Source organism: Actinomadura macrotermitis, assembly GCF_009604375.1.
Taxonomy (GTDB): Bacteria; Actinomycetota; Actinomycetes; order Streptosporangiales; family Streptosporangiaceae; genus Spirillospora; species Spirillospora macrotermitis.
The window spans coordinates 365,613-380,046 of the sequence record NZ_WEGH01000006.1; the positions used below are offsets into that span (position 1 = coordinate 365,613).

At 71.1% G+C, this 14,434-nt stretch carries 15 protein-coding genes; 9 read left to right on the forward strand and 6 right to left on the reverse strand.

What is annotated here, in order from left to right; all coding sequences use genetic code 11:
* Positions 1–118 precede the first annotated feature (118 nt).
* Positions 119–1,630, reverse strand: a complete 1,512-nt coding sequence (locus ACRB68_RS38120; RefSeq protein ID WP_153541484.1) for an amino acid adenylation domain-containing protein — start codon at positions 1,628–1,630, stop codon at positions 119–121.
* 360 nt (positions 1,631–1,990) lie between these two features.
* Between ACRB68_RS38120 and sbnA the strand changes: the two genes are divergently transcribed.
* Genes sbnA through ACRB68_RS38135 form a run of 3 tightly spaced genes read left to right on the forward strand, consistent with a single transcriptional unit; the run spans position 1,991 to position 4,328 of the window.
* Positions 1,991–2,980, forward strand: coding sequence for a 2,3-diaminopropionate biosynthesis protein SbnA (gene sbnA / locus ACRB68_RS38125; protein WP_328595297.1), 990 nt, complete (start codon positions 1,991–1,993; stop codon positions 2,978–2,980).
* A 32-nt stretch (positions 2,981–3,012) separates the two neighbouring features.
* Positions 3,013–4,038, forward strand: coding sequence for a 2,3-diaminopropionate biosynthesis protein SbnB (sbnB, locus tag ACRB68_RS38130; RefSeq protein WP_153541487.1), 1,026 nt, complete (start codon positions 3,013–3,015; stop codon positions 4,036–4,038).
* A gap of 56 nt (positions 4,039–4,094) precedes the next feature.
* A complete protein-coding gene (locus ACRB68_RS38135) occupies positions 4,095–4,328 on the forward strand; it encodes a hypothetical protein (RefSeq protein WP_153541489.1) in 234 nt (77 codons plus the stop codon).
* Here ACRB68_RS38135 and ACRB68_RS38140 read toward each other — a convergent pair whose 3' ends face one another.
* Complete coding sequence (locus ACRB68_RS38140) at positions 4,329–4,907, reverse strand: Uma2 family endonuclease (RefSeq protein WP_153541491.1); 579 nt, start codon at positions 4,905–4,907, stop codon at positions 4,329–4,331.
* Positions 4,908–5,395: 488 nt separating this feature from the next.
* On the opposite strand from ACRB68_RS38140, the gene ACRB68_RS38145 reads away from it, so the two are divergent.
* Entirely contained in the window at positions 5,396–7,435 is a 2,040-nt protein-coding gene (locus tag ACRB68_RS38145) for a phosphocholine-specific phospholipase C (protein WP_153541493.1), read from the forward strand.
* A gap of 36 nt (positions 7,436–7,471) precedes the next feature.
* Here the strand turns inward: ACRB68_RS38145 and ACRB68_RS38150 are convergent, their stop codons facing one another.
* Both ACRB68_RS38150 and ACRB68_RS38155 read right to left on the reverse strand, forming a co-directional pair.
* Complete coding sequence (locus ACRB68_RS38150; RefSeq protein WP_153541495.1) at positions 7,472–7,846, reverse strand: VOC family protein; 375 nt, start codon at positions 7,844–7,846, stop codon at positions 7,472–7,474.
* Between the two features lie 7 nt (positions 7,847–7,853).
* Positions 7,854–8,246, reverse strand: coding sequence for a VOC family protein (locus ACRB68_RS38155; RefSeq protein ID WP_153541497.1), 393 nt, complete (start codon positions 8,244–8,246; stop codon positions 7,854–7,856).
* A 99-nt stretch (positions 8,247–8,345) separates the two neighbouring features.
* Between ACRB68_RS38155 and ACRB68_RS38160 the strand changes: the two genes are divergently transcribed.
* Positions 8,346–9,302, forward strand: coding sequence for a helix-turn-helix transcriptional regulator (locus tag ACRB68_RS38160; RefSeq protein WP_153541498.1), 957 nt, complete (start codon positions 8,346–8,348; stop codon positions 9,300–9,302).
* A gap of 11 nt (positions 9,303–9,313) precedes the next feature.
* Here the strand turns inward: ACRB68_RS38160 and ACRB68_RS38165 are convergent, their stop codons facing one another.
* Positions 9,314–9,907 carry a Uma2 family endonuclease gene (locus ACRB68_RS38165; protein WP_153541500.1) on the reverse strand — a complete coding sequence of 198 codons (594 nt, stop codon included), beginning with the start codon at positions 9,905–9,907 and terminating at the stop codon, positions 9,314–9,316.
* A gap of 178 nt (positions 9,908–10,085) precedes the next feature.
* Here ACRB68_RS38165 and ACRB68_RS38170 point away from each other — a divergent pair, with 178 nt between their 5' ends.
* Both ACRB68_RS38170 and ACRB68_RS38175 read left to right on the forward strand, forming a co-directional pair.
* Positions 10,086–11,126 (forward strand): acyl-CoA dehydrogenase family protein, encoded by a 1,041-nt coding sequence (locus ACRB68_RS38170; RefSeq protein WP_153541502.1) that lies wholly within the window; start codon positions 10,086–10,088, stop codon positions 11,124–11,126.
* A 50-nt stretch (positions 11,127–11,176) separates the two neighbouring features.
* On the forward strand, positions 11,177–12,154 hold the full coding sequence (locus ACRB68_RS38175; protein WP_235960897.1) for an ADP-ribosylglycohydrolase family protein: 978 nt from the start codon (positions 11,177–11,179) through the stop codon (positions 12,152–12,154).
* Here the strand turns inward: ACRB68_RS38175 and ACRB68_RS38180 are convergent.
* Positions 12,151–12,573, reverse strand: a complete 423-nt coding sequence (locus ACRB68_RS38180; RefSeq protein WP_153541506.1) for a TIGR03668 family PPOX class F420-dependent oxidoreductase — start codon at positions 12,571–12,573, stop codon at positions 12,151–12,153. The two genes, ACRB68_RS38175 and ACRB68_RS38180, sit on opposite strands and share 4 nt — an antisense overlap.
* A gap of 78 nt (positions 12,574–12,651) precedes the next feature.
* Here ACRB68_RS38180 and ACRB68_RS38185 point away from each other — a divergent pair, with 78 nt between their 5' ends.
* Positions 12,652–13,245: a PadR family transcriptional regulator gene (locus ACRB68_RS38185; RefSeq protein ID WP_153541508.1), complete on the forward strand. Its 594-nt coding sequence runs from the start codon at positions 12,652–12,654 to the stop codon at positions 13,243–13,245.
* Positions 13,242–14,432, forward strand: coding sequence for an FAD-dependent monooxygenase (locus ACRB68_RS38190; RefSeq protein ID WP_153541510.1), 1,191 nt, complete (start codon positions 13,242–13,244; stop codon positions 14,430–14,432). The genes ACRB68_RS38185 and ACRB68_RS38190 overlap by 4 nt, the downstream gene beginning before the upstream one ends.
* Positions 14,433–14,434: the final 2 nt, after the last annotated feature.

The window sequence follows — 14,434 nt, forward strand, 5'->3', positions numbered from 1 at the left end:
GAACTTGGGCCCCGAAATTACTCACGATCGTGACAAAGATCCGCAGGTGGCGGGCCCTGGCGCGATCATGGACGCTCAACCCGTGACAAGGGTTGACGTCCGAACTCGGCCAGTGCGGTCACGCAGAGTATTCGTGCACCACCACCGCCGCGGCCCCCACCCCGGGATGGCGCTGTAGCACCGCCTCGATCTCGCCGAGCTCCATCCGGACCCCGGAGATCTTGACCTGCCGGTCGACCCGGCCGAGGTACTGCAGCGTCGGGCGCGCGTCGCCGCCGGCGCCCGGGGGCAGCAGCTTCACCGCGTCGCCGGTGCGGTAGAGGCGGCCGGTCGGGCTCTCCTCGAAGGGGTCCTGGTAGAAGGCGTCGCAGGTGCGCTGGGGGTCGCCCAGGTAGCCGCGGCCGACGCAGACGCCGCCGACGAACAGCTCGCCGGTCTCCTCCAGGTCGCAGGCGCTCCAGGTGCCGTCGTCCTCGTGCCGCAGCACGTAGAGGCGGGAGTTGACGATCGGCACGCCGATCGGCAGCCGCAGCAGCTCCAGGTCGCCGGCCGTCACGGTGTGGTGGGTGACGTCGTCGGAGCACTCGGTCGGGCCGTAGGCGTTCAGCAGCCGGGCGTGCGGCATCGCCTCCAGCCAGCGGCGCGACAGCTCGGCGGGCAGCTCCTCGCCGGTGGCGATCATCCAGCGCAGGCCGCCGAGCGAGCCGGCGGGCGCGCCGGCCAGGTCGTCCAGCAGGTGCCTGACCATGGTCGGGACCAGCTCGACGATGGTGATGCCCTGCGCGTCCACCGCGCGGGCGAAGGCGACCGGGTCGTGGCCGACCTCGTCGCCGATCACGTCCACCCGGCCGCCGATCAGCAGCGGGCACAGCATCTGCCAGACCGAGATGTCGAAGCCGAGCGGGGCGGTCTGGGCGACCACGTCGGCGCCGGTCAGCTCCAGATCGACGATCTTGGCGTAGAGGTGGTTGATCATGCCCTGGTGCTCGACCACGGCGCCCTTGGGCTTGCCGGTCGAACCCGAGGTGAACAGCACGTACCGGGGCCGGTCGAGCGAGTCCAGCCGGGCCGGGCCCGCCCAGGGCGCGCAGGCCGCGGCGCGCTCCGCCCGCACCACCGTGCACCCGGCCGCGGCGGCGCCCTCCAGCAGGGCCGGGGCGGAGGCGCCGGTGTCCACGGTGAGCAGCACCGACGCGCCGGCCTGGCCGAGCACGTCGCGGACGCGGGCGGCGGGCCAGGTCTCGTCGGCCGGCACGTACAGGGCGCCGATCAGCTCGATCGCCAGGAACGCCGCGATCACGCTGGCGCAGCGCTCGCCGCCGACCCCGACGACGGTACCGGGCTCGACGCCCGACTCCTCCAGCAACGTGGCGAGGCGGCGGGCCTCGGCGGCCAGCTCGGCGTAGGAGAGAGCGCGGTGCCGGTCGGTGACGGCGGGCCGGTCGCGCTCAGCGGCCAGGCGCTCCACCCGGGTGATCACGGCGTCGGTCAGGTCGACCGCAAGATCGCTCGTCATGCCGTGCCGGGCGGCGAGCTCACGGGCGCGCCCGGCCTCGGCCACCGAGACCGGCAGGACGGGCAGACCGGTCAGGGGCAGCAGCCGGTCGGCGACGGGACCGCGAGCATTCATCTTAACTCTCCGTGATGTAGAACTTCTCGACCGTCATCACCGAATGAGCCGGAGGTATGGCCGGATGGGCTAGCTTATGTCGGTCCTCGAGGGAACGTTCACCGATTCCCCGGATAACACCCTACTTACGACCTACCGGTGGGTAAGCAGAGGGTTGCGACGGGACATGGCCGAAGGTACGGTGAGGCTTCGCCCCGGTTCGCCCCAGAACCTCGCGGCGTACTCGGGGGAAGACGGGGGAACGGCCAGAAATTGATTTCTGGATATTCGACGCGGGGAAAAAATGGCGGATCAAAAGTCTCGCGTCCCCTTTCCCACTTCCACCGATCCATCAATTGTCATTCATTCAAGGGTGGCAGCGTGCCCATCATCACCTCGCCGCAGGATTTCAATGTCGAGGACCTTTATGTGGACCTTCGGCCTGCCCTCGGCTGTCCTGTTCATCTCAAGTGCGAGGGCTTCAACTTCGCCGGCTCGGTGAAGCTCAAGGCCGCCGCCGCGATGGTGGCGGCGGCCGAGCGCGACGGGGTGCTGACCCCCGGCTCGATCATCGTCGAGTCCTCCTCGGGCAACCTCGGCATCGCGCTCAGCGTCATCGCGGCGAGCAAGGGGTACCGGTTCGTCTGCGTGACCGACCCGCGCTGCAACCCCGCCTCGATGCGGGTGATGCGCGCGCTCGGCGCCGAGGTGCGGGTCATCTCCCGCCAGGACGGCAACGGCGGCTTCCTGGAGAGCCGGATCCGCTACGTCCAGGGCCTGTGCGAGTCCGGCGGCGACTACGTCTGGCTGAACCAGTACGCCAACGCCAACAACTCCATGGCGCACTACAGCGGGACCGCGCCCGCCATCGACCGCGCGTTCCCGGGCCTGGAGGTGCTGTTCGTCGGCGCCGGCACCACCGGGACCCTGATGGGCTGCGCCCGCTACTTCCGCGAGAAGCGGCGCCCGGTCACCATCGTGGCGATCGACGCGGTCGGCTCGGTCACCTTCGGCGGCATCCCCGAGCGCCGGATGGTCCCCGGGCTCGGCACCAGCCGCCGCCCCGAGCTGGTCGACGAGTCGCTCGTCGACGACGTCGTGCACGTCGCCGAGGCCGACACCATCCGCACCGTGCACGCCCTGGCCGCGCGCGGCTTCCTGTTCGGCGGCTCGACCGGCACCGTGGTGTCCGGCGCGGCCCGCTGGCTGGCCGACAAATACCCCGGCCAGGAGCCCGTCGCCGTCGCCATCGCCCCCGACCTGGGCGAACGCTACCTCGACTCGATCTACGAGGAGAGCTGGCTGCGCGAGAACTTCGCCGGCCTGGCCCCCGAACTGTCCCTGCCGGGCGCCGATATCCTCGGCGTCTGATCATCACCAGCCATTCCACGGAGCACACGGATATGACGCAGTCCCCCTCTTTCGCCGTGATCTCGGGCGCCCAGGTGCACGAGGCGATCACCGGCCGCGAGCAGCAGGTCACCCGCATGATCGAGGCCGCCTACCGGCTGCACGGCGAGGGGCGCACGGTCAACCCCGACTCCTACTTCCTGCGCTTCCCCGACCAGCCGGCCAACCGGATCATCGCGCTGCCGGCCTCGGTCGAGGGCGAGGTGAACGCGCACGGCATCAAGTGGATCTCCTCGTTCCCCGGCAACGTCGCGGGCGGCATCCCGCGCGCCTCCGCCGTGCTGATCCTCAACGACACCGCGACCGGCTACCCGTTCGCGTGCCTGGAGAGCTCGATCATCTCCGCCGCCCGCACCGCCGCCTCGGCCGCGCTCGCCGCCGTCGAGCTCGCCGGGCGGCGCGGCGTCCGGCCCCGCCGGGTCGGCTTCTTCGGCGTCGGCCTGATCGCCCGCTACATCCACACCTACCTGGTGGGCAACGGCCTGGAGTTCGACGAGCTCGGCGTGCACGACCTGTCGGCCGAGCACGCCGAGGGGTTCAAGGGGTACCTGGAGCGCACCGAGAAGGGCGCCGTCACGATCCACGAGAAGGCCGAGGACCTGGTCCGCTCGTCCGACCTGATCGTGTTCGCCACGGTCGCCGGCGAGCCGCACGTCACCGACCCGGCCTGGTTCGGGCACAACCCGCTGGTCCTGCACGTCTCGCTGCGCGACCTGTCCCCCGAGATCATCCTGGACTCCTACAACGTCGTCGACGACGTCGAGCACTGCATGAAGGCCAACACCTCCCCGCACCTGGCGGAGCAGCGGGTCGGCAACCGCGATTTCGTCGCCGGCACGCTCTACGACGTCCTCACCGGCGCGACCACTCCCCCGGCCGACAAGCCGGTCGTGTTCTCCCCGTTCGGGCTCGGCGTGCTGGACCTGGCCGTCGCCCGCTACGTCTACGACCAGGTCACCGCCGCCGGCGACCTGCAGGAGATCCCGGGCTTCTTCCACGAGATGAAGCGCTACGGCTGACCCGCCGCCGTTCCGCGGGCGTCTTTGGACGCCCGCGGAACGGGAACGCCTCGGACATGGATGACAAGCGAGCCGACGTCCAAGCCCTGTCCCCGTTCCAGCTGCTGGTCTACGAGACCGTCGCCGAACTCGACAAATCCGGCACAGCGGCCGACATCGCGACCCTCCAGGACCTGATCGACAGCCCCGAGGAGGACCTGTGGGCCGCCCTCAGCACCCTGGTCTCGGCGAACCACCTGCACTCCACCCCCCAGGGCTACGTCCTGGGACCCCATGACTGGAGCGCCTGATCACCCGAACTCGGCGGTCTCCAGCTCGAACCCGAACGGCTCCGGCAGCGGCAACCGCTTCCCGAACGCCACCGAGGCGGCCTCCTGGTAGTCGTCGTCCCCCGGGTCGGTGAACAAGGTGACAGACCGGTGTTCACGGTCGACCAGGAGATAGAGGGGAATGTCCGCACGCGCGTAGCAGTGCCGTTTCGCCTCCCGGTCCTGCTCGGGCCGGGAGGACGTCACCTCGACCACCAACAGCACCCCGTCAGCGGGCATCCATGCCTCGGCCCCGCCGAACAGATCCAGCTCGCTGGGGGCGAAGGTGGCATCAGGGATCACATGGTTCTTGGGACACCGCCCTCCGCTGGGGACGACGAGCCCCTTGTTGGCCGCATAGTCCACATCAGCGGTGCTGTTGCGGTAGATCTGCCGGACGATCTTCCCGGCGCACTTCTCATGATCGCCCAAGGGGGGTGGGGTCACGACGATCTCTCCGTCGATCAGCTCGGCGCGGAAGCCCTCGGGGGTGTCGAGGGCGAGGAAACCTTCCAGGAGGAAGTCCTCCTGCACATGCTGGTCATGAGCCATCGCGGTCATGCCCTGCTCCTTCCTCGTCGAAGACGAGTCTAGTGACAGGGCGCCACCTTTCGCATACAGATCGTGCTTCCCGGTATCGGCACCCTCAGCGTACGACGCCCGCCCCGCCCGGACGATGACCGCCTCGGCGACACCGCGCAGCCCGCGCGCGGCATACCGTTTGGGCCGCGCGGATCCGAGCTACGAGCGCATCAGCGCGTATGTGGCGCAGAGTGCGTGCCTCCAGCCGTCCAGCGGGAAGGCGAGCGGGCGCGCTCAGGCATGCTGAACAGCCCGCAGCCGGTCACCGGGATGCGGAGCGGCCCGGCGCCGTCGGACGAGACGCGGGCCGGGCCGGATTCCAGGGATTCCGCTCTTGCCGGTCGTCCCGGTGAACGGCCCGGCTGGAATCGCATCGGCACAGTTCAGGTTGCGGATGCCCTGCGTATGGGGGGTATTCGGGCAGTCCCGGCAGGATGCGGCGACTCATCCTGTTAGGAGAACTTTTCATGAGCGCAGTCGACCGCCGGCGTTTCCTGCAGATCGCGGGCGGCGCCACCGCCTTCTCGATGCTGCCCGACAGCATCGCCCGGGCTGCCGCCATCCCGGCGCACCACCGCACCGGGACCATCCGCGACGTCGAGCACGTCGTGGTGCTCATGCAGGAGAACCGCTCGTTCGATCACTACTTCGGCGCGCTGCGCGGTGTGCGGGGGTTCGGCGACCCGCGGCCCGTCGCGCTGCCGAACGGCAAGCCGGTGTGGCACCAGCCGGACGGCGCCGGGGAGGTGCTGCCGTTCCGCCCGGACGCCCCCGACCTCGGCATGAAGTACCTGACCGGCCTGAACCACGACTGGCGCGGCGGGCAGAAGGCCTGGAACCAGGGCCGCTACGACAACTGGATCGCGGCCAAGACCGCCAACACGATGGCGTACCTGAAGCGGGACGACATCCCGTTCCACTACGCCCTCGCCGACGCGTTCACCGTCTGCGACGCCTACCACTGCTCGTTCATCGGGGCGACCGACCCCAACCGGTACTACATGTGGAGCGGCCACACCGGCAACGACGGCACCGGCGGCGGGCCCGTCCTCGGCAACGACGAGCGCGGCTACGACTGGACGACCTACCCCGAGCGGCTGGAGCAGGCGGGCGTCTCCTGGAAGGTCTACCAGGACGCCGGCGACGGCCTGGACGCCGCGGGCTCCTGGGGCTGGACCGACGACGCGTTCATCGGCAACTACGGCGACAACTCGCTGCTGTACTTCAACAAGTACCGCAACGCCGAGCCGGGCGACCCGCTGTACGACAAGGCCCGCACCGGGACCGACGTGAAGTCCGGCGGGACCTACTTCGACGTCCTGAAGGACGACGTCGTGCACGGCCGCCTGCCGCAGGTCTCCTGGATCGCCGCGCCCGAGGCCTACAGCGAGCACCCGAACTGGCCCGTCAACTACGGCGCCTGGTACATCGCGCAGGTGCTGGACGCGCTGACGGCCGACCCCGAGGTGTGGAGCAAGACCGTCTTGCTGCTCACCTACGACGAGAACGACGGGTTCTTCGACCACGTCGTGCCGCCCTACGCCCCGGCGTCGCGCGCGCAGGGACAGTCCACCGCGCCGACCACCGGCGAGTACTTCCCCGGCTCGGGGAGCCTGCCCGCGGGCCCCTACGGGCTCGGGCCGCGCGTGCCGATGATCGCGATCTCGCCGTGGAGCAAGGGCGGCTGGGTCTGCTCGCAGACCTTCGACCACACCTCCATCATCCGCTTCCTGGAGAAGCGGTTCGGCGTGCACGAGCCGAACATCTCCCCGTGGCGGCGCGCGGTGTGCGGCGACCTCACCAGCGCGTTCGACTTCTCGCGGCGCGATGAGAAGCCCGCGCCGCTGCCGTCCACCGGCGGGTACCTGCCGCCGGACAAGAAGCGGCACCCCGACTACGTCCCGGCCCGGCCGGCGTCGCCCGCGATGCCGAAGCAGGAGCCCGGCCGCCGCCCGGCGCGGCCGCTGCCCTACAACCTGACGGTCGCGGCGAAGACCGACGCGGCCGCCGGGCGCGTCACCCTGGAGTTCGCCGCCGGGCCCCGCGCGGGCGCCTGCTTCCATGTCACCTCGGCCACCCGCACCGACGGCCCCTGGACCTACACCGTCGAGCCGGGCAAGTCCCTGTCCGAGAGCTGGACCACCAAGGACGCCTACGACCTGTCGGTGCACGGCCCCAACGGGTTCTTCCGCCGCTACCGGGGCGACCTGTCCAAGGGCGGCCCGCAGGTGTCGGTCCGCCGGGCGGGCGGCGACGTGCGGCTGAGCATCGCCAACCCGGGCCGGACCACCTGCGAGGTGACCGTCACCAGCGCCTACGGCGGCGGGCGGCCGGCGCGGCTGCGGGTGCGGCCCGGGCAGCGGATCAGCCACACCGTGGGGCTGCACCACTCGGCGTCCTGGTACGACCTGACGGTGACGGCCGACAGCGACCCGTCCTACCTGTGGCGCGTCGCCGGGCACGTCGAGACCGGCCGCCCGAGCCTCAGCGACCCGGCGCTCGGCTGACGCCGCCGGCCGGCCGGGCCCGCGCGGCGGGCCCGGTCAGCCGTGGGCGGTGTCGATGACGCAGAACCGGTTGCCCTCGGTGTCGGCGAGGACGACGAAGTCGGGATCGTCGGGGTACATGTCCCAGGACACCTGCCGCGCGCCGAGCGCGAGCAGCCGCTCGATCTCGGCCGCCTGCTCGGCGGCGTCGGCGGTGTACAGGTCGACGTGGACGCGCGGGTGCTCCTGCACCGGCGACACGCTGAGGCCGAGCGCGACCGGCGTGCCGGGGCCGCCGTCCGCCGGGACCAGCACGGTCCAGTCGTCCTTCACCGCGCCGTCGCGCGGCACGTAGTTCAGCGCACTGCTCCAGAAGGCCACCGCGCGCCGCACGTCCGAGGCGCCCAGCACGATCGATCCGATGCTCACCATGCGTTGATCATCGCATCTGGAGGATGTCCAGATAGTGCTGGTTGTACATCACGCCGAGGACGTTGCCGAAGGGATCGACGACGGAGGCGGTGACGAAGCCCTCGCCGCGCACGGTCGGGGGCAGGTGCTCGGTGGCGCCGAGCTCCAGCAGCCGCGCGACGGCGGCGTCCACGTCGTCGACGTGCCAGTAGACGATGGCGCCGGCCGGGCCGTCGGTCGCGCCGGGCGGGGCGTACGCGGCGTCGATCACGCCGAACTCGTGCTGGTAGTCGCCGATGCGGAACTCGATGTAGCCGGGGACGGCGAAGTAGGGCTCGGCGCCGAACAGCTCGGTGTACCAGCGCTCGGCCGCCTGGAGGTCGTTCGCCCAGAAGCTGGTGGTGGTGAGTCCGCGGAGCATGTCCTGTTCCCTTCGCCTTGGCCGCCGTTCGGCCGCTTCCTGAACAGTAGGAGCCCAATAGGACAGTGAACGTCCTAGCAGGACGGCAGGATGAGGACCATGAGAGATCCGTCCGGAAGACTGCTGCAACTGCTGTCCCTGCTGCAGACTCCGCGCGAATGGCCGGGCCCCGAACTCGCCGGCCGGCTCGGCGTCACCTCCCGCACGATCCGGCGGGACGTCGAGCGGCTGCGGGAGTTGGGCTACCCGGTGCACGCGGCGCAGGGCAACGTCGGCGGGTACCGGCTGGCCGCCGGCGCGGCGATGCCGCCGCTGGTGCTGGAGGACGACGAGGCCGTCGCGATCGCCATCGGCCTGCGCACCGCCGCCACGGCCGCCATCGGCGGCATCGAGGACACCTCGCTGAGCGCCCTGGCCAAGCTGGAGCAGGTCCTGCCGCGGCGGCTGCGGCACCGGGTGGCGGCGCTGTCGGAGGCGGCCGTGGCCCTGCCCGGGACCGGGCCGGGCGCCGATCCGGACGTCCTGGCCACGCTCGCCGCCGCCTGCGTCGCGCACGAGAAGGTCCGCTTCGCCCACACCAAGGCGGACGGCGCGGCGACGCGGCGGCTGGTGGAGCCGCACCGGCTGGTCGCGGCGGGCCGCCGCTGGTACCTCGTGGCCTTCGACGAGGCACGCGCCGACTGGCGCACCTTCCGGGCGGACCGCATCGCCGAGGTGCACCGCACGGGCGTCCGCGTCCCGGAACGCTCACTGCCGGGCGGCGTGGACGCGGCCGCGTGGCTCGACCAGACGATCGCGGGCAACGCGGGATCCTTGCAGGCCCACCTGATCCTGCACACCCCGATCGAGCAGGCCCGCGAGCTGGTCTCGGGGTGGCACGGGGAACTGGAGGCGGTGGACGAGCGGTCGTGCCGGCTGCGCACCCACCCGGACTCGGCGGTGAACCTGGCCTACCGCATCGCGCTGCTGCGAGTGGACTACACCCTGCTGGACCCGCCGGAGGTCGCCGGGCACCTGCGCACGATCGCCGCCCGCGCCACCCGCGGCATCACCTGACCCCAGGCCCCTCAGACGAACTTTGAGGTGTCGAGTTCGAACTCGAACGGCTTCGGCAGAGCGATCGTCTTCCCGAAGTTCACTTGAACGAGCTCGACGTAGTCGTCGTTCTCGGGCGAGCTGAAGAGCGTCACCTTTGCTTCCGTGCGATCTACCAGCAGGTAGAGCGGAATGCCCGATCTGGCGTAGCAGTGCCGCTTGGCCTCGCGATCACGTTCGGGGTGATCGGAGGTCACCTCCATGACGAGTGCGACACCCTCCGGTTCCATCCAGGGAGCCGCGTCGCCGAACACGTCCAGCTCCTCCGGGGCGACCGTGAGGTCGGGGATCACATGGTTCTTGGTGCAACCGCCGCCGGAGGGAACCTTCAGGCCCTTCATCGAAGATGTGTCGACCTCGATGCTGCTTTTCCTGATGATCTGCGAGACGACTTTCGCGATGTTCTTCTCGTGGTTACCGAAGGGGGGTGGGGACACGACGATCTCTCCGTCGATCAGCTCGGCGCGGTAGCCCTCGGGGGTCTCAAGGGCCAGGAAGTCCTGCAGGAGGAAGTCCTCGTGAGCTTCCGCGTGATGAGCCTGCGTGTCGTGTGCCATCGCGGTCATGTTCCGCTCCCTTCCTCGTCACGGACGAGCTTAGGAGCAGAGTGCCACCCTTCGCATACGGATCGTAGTGACCAGGTCGCTTGTTCTCACAGTATGTGCCCGCCGGCCGCCTTCTCCATCCGTGGCACATGATTGACTTACCAAGCAAGCGTTGGGTTGGGATAGCGGAGGGCAGCGGATGAGCCTGGTCGTCAGCGAGGAGCAGGAAGAACTGCGGAGGGCGCTGCGGCGGTTCTTCGCCGACAAGTCGCCGTCGGCCGAGGTGCGGCGGCTGATGGGCAGCGCCGAGGGTTACGACCCGAAGGTCTGGGCGCAGATGGCCGAGCAGATCGGGCTGCAGGGCCTGGCGATCCCCGAGGAGTACGGCGGGGCCGGGTTCGGGATGCGGGAGCTGGCCATCGTCTTCGAGGAGATGGGGCGGGCGCTGGTGTGCGCGCCCTATCTGGCGACGATCCTGGGCGCCGCCGCGGTCCTGGCCGCCGAGGACGAGGAGCTCAAGTGGGAGGTGCTGCCCGGGATCGCGGACGGGACGATGATCGCGGCCGTCGCCGTCGAGGGCGTCACGGCGCGGGAGACGGCCGAGGGATGGGCCCTGGACGGCATCGCCTCGTATGTGGTGGACGGCCACCTCGCCGATCTCGTGGTGGTCTGCGGGGACGACGGGCTGTTCGCCGTGCAGGACGGTTTCGGGCGGACGCCGCTGCCGACGCTGGACCAGACCCGCAGGCTGACCCGGCTGGAGTTCGACGGGACACCTGCCCGCCGCATCGGAGGCCCCCGGCGGCATGTGGAGGACGTTGCGGCGGTCGCGCTCGCGGCCGAGGCGCTCGGCGGCGCGCAGCGGATGCTCGACCTGACGGTGGAGTACGTCAAGGTGCGGCGGCAGTTCGGGCGGCCCATCGGGTCCTTCCAGGCGATCAAGCACCGGTGCGCCGACATGTTCGTGCTGGTGGAGTCGGCGCGCTCGGCGGTGCTGCAGGCGGCGGCCGTCGCGGACGAGAGCCCTGAGGAGCTGCCGATGGCGGCGGCCGTGGCCAAGGCGTACTGCACCGACGCCTACTTCCAGGTCGCCGGGGAGGCCGTCCAGTTGCACGGCGGGATCGGGTTCACCTGGGAACATGACGCGCATCTGTACTTCAAGCGGGCCAAGTCCTGTCAGGAGCTGTTCGGGTCGGCCGCGCGGCACCGGGAGCGGCTCGCCGGGCTTGTCGGGATATAGGCTCGGCGCGGCGAAAGGGGCGTTCGATGGGTAGGCGGGCCAGCGGTTCCATGTTCGGACTGGCGTACGGGGACGCCCTCGGCGCGCCGACCGAGTTCATCGACATGAAGCAGATCCACCGCCGGTACGGTTTCGACGGCCCGCGCGTGCCGGAGGGGAACCCGGCGCTGGTCACCGACGACACCCAGATGGGGATCGCGGTCGCCGAGGGCCTGCTGAACGCCCTGGAGAACCCGCCCTTCACGCCGGATCTGATCACGCCGATCTGGCGGCGGAAGTTCATCGACTGGCTGAACAGCCCCGACAACAACCGGGCGCCGGGCAACACGTGCCTGCAGGCCTGCCGGAACCTGGAGGCCGGGCTGCCCTGGGTGAAGGCGACGCAGGCCGGTTCCAAGGGCTGCGGCGCCAACATGCGGGTCACACCGTTGGGTCTGGTGCCCGGTTTCACCGACGAGACGCGCGCGGCGGCGTCGCAGCTGCAGGCGGCCCTGACGCACGGCCATCCGACGGGTCTCGCGGCGAGCGAGCTGACCGCGTTCGCCGTCTGGTGGCTGCGGGAGGGCATGGACCCGGCCGACCTGCCGGGTGCGCTGCGCGCGCGCTGCCACGAGCAGCGGACGACGTATCACGGCGACTGGCTCGAAGACCTGTGGCAGCAGCCCGGCATGGAGAGCCCCGAGATGTTCATCTCCCGGGGCTGGGACGAGTGCCTGGCCGTCCTGGACCGGCTGGACGCGGCCCTCGCCCGTCTCGACCGCGACGCCGACCCGTGCGAGGCGACCGGCGCGGGCTGGGTCGCCGAGGAGGCCCTGGCCACCGGCCTGCTGGCGTTCCTGTTGTTCCCCGATGACGCGGTCTCGGCGATCTGGCGGGGCGCGGCGAGCTCGGGCGATTCGGACTCGATCGCCTGCCTGGCCGGGGCGTTCGCCGGCGCGCACCTCGGCATGGACGCCTGGCCCGCCGAGTGGGCCGGGCGCATCGAGTACGCCGACGCCCTGGCGCGCATCGGCGGCGCCTGGGACTAGCCGCCCGCCGACCAGCCCGTCCATGAGTCGATGACGATCACGATGACGGGACCGTCCGGGGGCCGCTCGCGGTACTGCGGGTAGCGGGCGGCCAGCAGCCGGACGGGTCCTGCCATGCGGGCCGGGTCGTCGATGATGTGCGCGTGGCCGTCCACCCGCACCCACCAGAGGCGGTCCCAGTCGTCCTCGTAGTGGTCGGCGAGCAGCGCCACACGCGGGTTGGCCCGGATGTTGGCGAGCCGCCGCAGGTCGCGGGTCGACTTCGGCTTGTGGTCGACGGCGATGTAGACCGTGCCGCGCTCGATCGCGAACGTCACCGGGACCAGGTGCGGGCGGCCGTGCTCGTCGGCGGTGGCCAGCCGGGCGACCGGGGCGGAGGCGAGCCGCTCCCGCGCGGCGGCGGACGACAACCGGGGCATGCGCCCAGCCTCTCATACCCCGAATGGTTGACATCGACTATTTGAGAGCGGATAGTCGATCCTGACTAAGGAGGCGCGATGTCCCGGCGCAAGGTGGCCAACCCGCTGGCACTGGCGGTGCTCGCCGAACTGCTCGTGGAGGCGATGCACCCGTACGAGATCGGCCGGCGGCTGCAGGAGCACGGCAACGACCGGACCCTGAAGTACACCCGGGGCTCGCTGTACATGGTCGTCGAGCAGCTGGAGCGGGCCGGGTTCGTCGTCGAGCAGGAGACGGTGCGCGACACCCAGCGGCCCGAGCGCACCGTCTACGCGCTCACCGAGGCGGGCCGGGTCGAACTCTACGACTGGCTGCGCGAGCTGGTCGCCCGGCCCCGCAACGAGTACCCCCAGTTCGGGGTGGCCCTGTCACTGATCAGCGTGCTGCCGCCGGCCGAGGCCGCCGCGCTGCTCGGCGAGCGGCTGGCGCGGCTCGACGAGCAGATCGGAGAGATCCGCGAGACCGTCCGGAAGGCCACCGACGACGGTGTCATGTGGATCTTCCTGGTGGAGGACGAGTACGAGCTCGCGGTGCTGGAGGCCGAGCACCGCTTCGTCACCGGCCTCGCCGCGTCGCTGCGGGAGCCCGGCTATGTCCAGGCGTGGGAGCAGGTCATGGGGAGCAGGTCATGAGGGTCCTGGTCATCGGCGGCGGCATCGCCGGGACCGCCGCGGCGATCGCCCTGCGCAAGGCCGGTGTCGAGGCGGTCGTCCACGAGGCCCGCCCCGCCGTGGACGGCGGCGGCGCGTTCCTGACCCTGGCCACCAACGGCATCGACGCGCTGCGCACGATCGGGGCCGACGCGGGGGTGCTGGAGCGGGGCTTCGCCACGCCCGACATTCTGCTGCGCAGCACCACCGGCAAGGAACTCGGCCACACGCCCACCGGCCGGGCGCTGCCGGACGGCGTCGTCAGCCACACCCTCCGGCGCGCCGACCTGTACCGGGCCCTGACCGAGGAGGCCCTGAAAAGGGGCGTCCGGATCGAGTACGGCAAGCGGCTCGTCGACGCCCGGCGGACCTCCGATGGGGTGTGCGCCGTGTTCGCCGACGGCACCGAGGCGACCGGCGACGTGCTGATCGGCGCGGACGGCGTGCACTCGCGGGTGCGCACCCTGATCGATCCGGCCGCGCCCGCGCCCGTCTACGCGGGCCTGGTCGGTCTCGGCGGGTACGCCGAGGGGTTGCGGCTGCCGGGCGAGACCGGCGGCTACACCATGGTCTTCGGGCGGCGGGCGTTCTTCGGGTACGCGGTGCCGCCGGACGGCGCCGTCTGGTGGTTCGCCAACATCCCGCGCGCCGGCGAACCCGCCCGCGGCGAGGTCGAGAAGATCCCTGGTGAGCAGTGGCAGCGCACGCTGGCCGAGCTGTTCGCCGAGGACGCCGGGCCTGCCGTCCGCTGTGTGCAGGCCAGCGATCCCGCCGACCTGGTGGCCGGGCCCGTGCACTCGGTCCCGCGGCTACCGAGGTGGCACGACGACCGCATGGTCGTCATCGGCGACGCCGCGCACGCGCCGACGCCGACGTCCGGGCAGGGCGCCTCGCTGTCGATCGAGGACGCCGTCGTGCTCGCCCGCTGCCTGCGCGACCTGCCCGGCCCGGCCGAGGCGTTCGCCAGGTTCCAGGAGCTGCGCCGGCCCCGCGTGGAAGGCATCATCAAGGCCGCCGCGCGAATCAACAGCAGCAAGGCGGCCGGGCCCGTCGCACGCCGGGTGCGCGACGCCGTGCTGCCGGGCATCCTCAAGGTGGCGGCGGGCGGCAAGCAGATGACGCGGGTGTTCGACCACCACATCGACTGGGACGAGCCCGTCGCGCCCTGAAC